The organism is Sphingomonas sp. FUKUSWIS1 (genome assembly GCF_000733135.1).
In the GTDB taxonomy this organism is placed as follows: Bacteria; Pseudomonadota; Alphaproteobacteria; order Sphingomonadales; family Sphingomonadaceae; genus Sphingomonas; species Sphingomonas aerolata.
In genome coordinates this window covers 7282-10869 of sequence record NZ_JPJC01000223.1, presented here as the reverse complement: position 1 = coordinate 10869, position 3588 = coordinate 7282, and the positions used below count along the sequence as shown (strand labels likewise).

Sequence of the window (3588 nt, the reverse complement as noted above, 5' to 3'; positions counted from 1 at the left end):
CCAGGAGCCGGAGCGTGCGGCCGCCGATCGTCTCGCTGGGCGTAGCGATCACATGACCGGGGATGTGCAGCTCGGTCCCGCGCATCCAGTCGCCCAGCAGGCGGTACATGCCATCCGAAAAGCCCGGCCCTTCGCTTTTGAGCTCGGCGATCAGCGCGGGTGTCCCGGCGATCTGCGGAGGCTGGAACGCGGCATCACCGTAGGTGTGATCGGGGTGAAGATGGGTCAGATAGACGCGCGCGACAGGCTTGCCGGTCAGCTTTTTTGCAAGCGCGGTCAGATCGGTACCATAGCGCAGCGACGGACCCGCATCGACCAGCACTGCGCCGTCCGCGGTATCAAGGATCGTGACGTTGGCGATCGCGCCGCCATTGCCCATCAGGATCGCGTCGTCGGCGCCGCGCACCACCCAGATGCCATCGGCGACGACCTCCGGTTTCAGGCCATATCGAAACGCGGCTGCCACGACCGGCATTGCTGCAACGCTCGCCAGGCAGCCGCCGACGAATGCTCGTCGGTGAATCAGCGACCTGCTCCCTGCACTGCTGCATTCACCGTTGCTGCGGTCAAGGTGCCGGCGTATTCGATGCCGTTGGTGTCACGGCCGTCGAACGAGACCGACTCGCCTGGCTTGATCTTGGGCATGAGCGTCAGGACCGGATCCTCGGCAACCGACGCCTGCATATGAACCGTGCCGATCGCGCTGCCGCCCGAGGACGTGACCTTTATCTGTTCGAGATAATAGGCCGGGATATTGTCGACGAAGCCGGTGTCCATCGGATGCCGGAACGACAGCATGATACGCGCAGCACCGGCACTTTCCCAAAGCCGCCCGCGGGACTCGCCGAGATGCTGCGCCCAGTCGCCCTTGACGCGGCTGACCGGTGGTGCCGAACAGCCGCCGCCCGCCGCGTCGATCCAGCCACCCGAGACGAGCCAGCTGCCGTCCTTCAGCTGTACCGCTCCGCGCACCGGCGTGCGCTGATCGAGCTTGATCCGGGTCGCGATGAACGGCTCGGCATTCGCCAGAGTGAAATCGATCGATTGCTGGATCGGGTTCATATCGGCGAAGATCACGATCCGCATGACGTCGGGTATACCGCGCGCATCGACCTGGACCGGAAAGGAGCGCTGATTTTCCGCGATCTTCGGAAAGTCGACCTTCACTCGCGGATCGAACCGGACGACCGCGTTTTCGCCGAACACCTGCTTGCCGACATAACCGAACATCGGCGAGCCGAGCTGGTCCTTCGGCAGCGCCGCACCGGCGGTGGCAGAAAAGGCCGAAAGGCCGGCGAGCAAGATGCTAAGTGTCTTCATACCTTGGTAGAAAGGTACGCACGAGAGGGATGCGCTACAATCCGACTTTGGGAGGAGAGCCGCGGTGATTCGTATCTTGGTTTTCGCGGTCGCAGTCGCTGCGCAAACGGTCGCTCCTCGCTCCGATATCGACGCCACGACCGGATACCGCACCGCGCATTACCGCGCGATCGTTCCGACCGCCCCCGAGCGCGTACCAAGGATCGATACGACGACCGTGGCGCGGCTGCGCACGAAGAAGCGCGCCATCCTGATCGACGTGATGCCGGCCGAGGGTGGCGTACGCGATGCGGCGACGGGCGTCTGGCGGCTGGCCAAGCCGCGTCCGAGCATCGCTGGGGCGCACTGGTTTCCCGAAGCGGGGCGCGGGGTGGTTGATCCCGGCATCGCGGCATGGTTCGAAACGGGCGTCGCATCGCTTCGCGGCAAGCGCGATTCGCGTCCGCTGATCGTGTTCTGCCTCGCCGACTGCTGGATGAGCTGGAACGCCTCGCGCCGGTTGGCGAAGGCGGGGTACGGGCATGTCTATTGGTATGCGGACGGTACCGATGGTTGGAGCGAAAGCGGGCGACCGCTGGTCGATGCGGTGCCGTTCGGACGTGAATAGCGCATCCTCGAGGGGTGGGATGGGTAGGTATGGGGCAGGCGCAATCCCGTCACGAACCTACCCATCCCGGGCTACTCCCTTCGCTGGGGAGGGGTAAAGACGTCACCCGGTAAGGCGTTGCGCCGCGGGGCTTATCGTCGTGAAGTTCGGAACATCGCCGAACACCTCTGCTGCTACCGGCGCTGACATCGCCGCATCGCGCACGGCCCCATCGGTGAAGGTCAGTACCGCCACCGCGACGGCAGCCGGCGCATCGTCGTCGGGAAACAACGCCAACGCATCGGTCAGGCCTAGCGGTCCCCATTTCTCCTTCACGAGCGGCATGTGCGTGTCCGTGTAATAGGCGCGATCGAAGCGTGCGCCTTCAGTGACGGGATAGCTGACGAGCAGGATACCGGCCATCTTACTTCGCCTGTGCGAGTGCGGCGGCCATGCGCTTGCCGGCCAATCCAGGGACCTTCACCGCCTTGGCCGCGGCAAGGTTCGCGGAGGGGCCGTTGCCGACCTGGACGACCGCGACCATGCCCATCGCGTAATGGGGCTTGCACTTGATGCCGTAGATGCCCGGCTTGGTGACGGGGAGAACGAACTCCTTGTTCATCAGCCCCGAACTCGGTGCGACCCCGTCAGGCAGCATCGTCGGGATCGTCTCGGCGTTGTGGCTCGGGTTGGTCGGGACGAAGTGGATCACGTCGCCCGGCTGCGCCTTGATGAAAGATGGCTCGAACACCATCATGCCCCCCTGCCCGCTGGTCTTCATATGGACGGTGACGTCCTTGGCGGATGCGGGTGCCGCCGCGAAAACGACGGTTGCCGCCAGTGATGCGATGATAAGCTTCATGCGATACTCTCCTGAAACGCGCGCGGCTCGACCCGCGATTGCCGTCCCCTCACGCACGCTGCGGCACGATCCCGCAATTGCCCTTTGGTGCAATGGCGCGTGCGCCGCAGCAGGTCGATGGTCGCTGCAAGCCACAGATACGTCCGCCACCACTGACGCGCGGGCGAATTGTACCGAGGAGGGATTATCATGCTGCAGCAGGCACTCGACCAGTTGAAGGGCCAGATCGCGATCCGATCGAAATACGACAATTACATCGGTGGCGAGTGGGTCGCGCCGACCAAGGGGCAGTATTTCGACAACCCTTCCCCCGTCACCGGCAAGACGGTGTGCCAGGTCGCGCGCGGCACCGCCGAGGACATCGAGCTGGCGCTCGACGCCGCGCACGCCGCTAAAGACGCCTGGGGCAAGAGCAGCCCGGCCGAGAGGGCCAACATCCTCAACAAGATCGCCGACCGGATGGAGGAAAAGCTCGATCTGCTCGCAATGGTCGAGACGATCGACAACGGCAAGCCGATCCGCGAGACGACCAACGCCGATATCCCGCTCGCAATCGACCATTTCCGCTATTTTGCCGGCTGCGTCCGCGCGCAGGAAGGCGGCATTTCCGAGATCGACCACGATACGATCGCCTATCATTTTCACGAGCCGCTGGGCGTCGTCGGCCAGATCATCCCGTGGAACTTCCCGATCCTGATGGCGGTGTGGAAGCTCGCACCTGCGCTGGGTGCCGGCAACTGCGTCGTGCTGAAACCCGCCGAGCAGACGCCGATGTCGATCATGGTGCTGATGGACGTGATCGGCGACCTGCTGCCACCGG

At 64.4% G+C, this 3588-nt stretch carries 6 protein-coding genes; 2 read left to right on the top strand and 4 right to left on the bottom strand.

What is annotated here, in order from left to right:
• Together sphsw_RS18935 and sphsw_RS13320 are read right to left on the bottom strand one after the other, a co-directional pair.
• The coding region (locus tag sphsw_RS18935) for an MBL fold metallo-hydrolase (protein ID WP_042467287.1) at nt 1-475 on the bottom strand (475 nt) is incomplete at its 3' end.
• A gap of 47 nt (nt 476-522) precedes the next feature.
• Complete coding sequence (locus sphsw_RS13320; protein WP_042467285.1) at nt 523-1320, bottom strand: quinoprotein dehydrogenase-associated SoxYZ-like carrier; 798 nt, start codon at nt 1318-1320, stop codon at nt 523-525.
• A 64-nt stretch (nt 1321-1384) separates the two neighbouring features.
• Here sphsw_RS13320 and sphsw_RS13315 point away from each other — a divergent pair, with 64 nt between their 5' ends.
• Nucleotides 1385-1927, top strand: coding sequence for a hypothetical protein (locus sphsw_RS13315; RefSeq protein WP_031441033.1), 543 nt, complete (start codon nt 1385-1387; stop codon nt 1925-1927).
• Nucleotides 1928-2029: 102 nt separating this feature from the next.
• Here sphsw_RS13315 and sphsw_RS13310 read toward each other — a convergent pair whose 3' ends face one another.
• Nucleotides 2030-2329, bottom strand: coding sequence for an EthD family reductase (locus tag sphsw_RS13310; RefSeq protein WP_031441032.1), 300 nt, complete (start codon nt 2327-2329; stop codon nt 2030-2032).
• 1 nt (nt 2330) lies between these two features.
• Complete coding sequence (locus sphsw_RS13305; RefSeq protein ID WP_031441031.1) at nt 2331-2768, bottom strand: pseudoazurin; 438 nt, start codon at nt 2766-2768, stop codon at nt 2331-2333.
• Between the two features lie 189 nt (nt 2769-2957).
• Here sphsw_RS13305 and sphsw_RS13300 point away from each other — a divergent pair.
• Nucleotides 2958-3588: aldehyde dehydrogenase family protein (locus sphsw_RS13300; protein WP_031441030.1), on the top strand; the 631-nt coding region annotated here is incomplete at its 3' end.

Coding starts and splice junctions, on each gene's coding strand:
- sphsw_RS13320 (WP_042467285.1), bottom strand. CDS start 1,320: ATGAAGACACTTAGCATCTTGCTCGCCGGCCTTTCGGCCTTTTCTGCC.
- sphsw_RS13310 (WP_031441032.1), bottom strand. CDS start 2,329: ATGGCCGGTATCCTGCTCGTCAGCTATCCCGTCACTGAAGGCGCACGC.
- sphsw_RS13305 (WP_031441031.1), bottom strand. CDS start 2,768: ATGAAGCTTATCATCGCATCACTGGCGGCAACCGTCGTTTTCGCGGCG.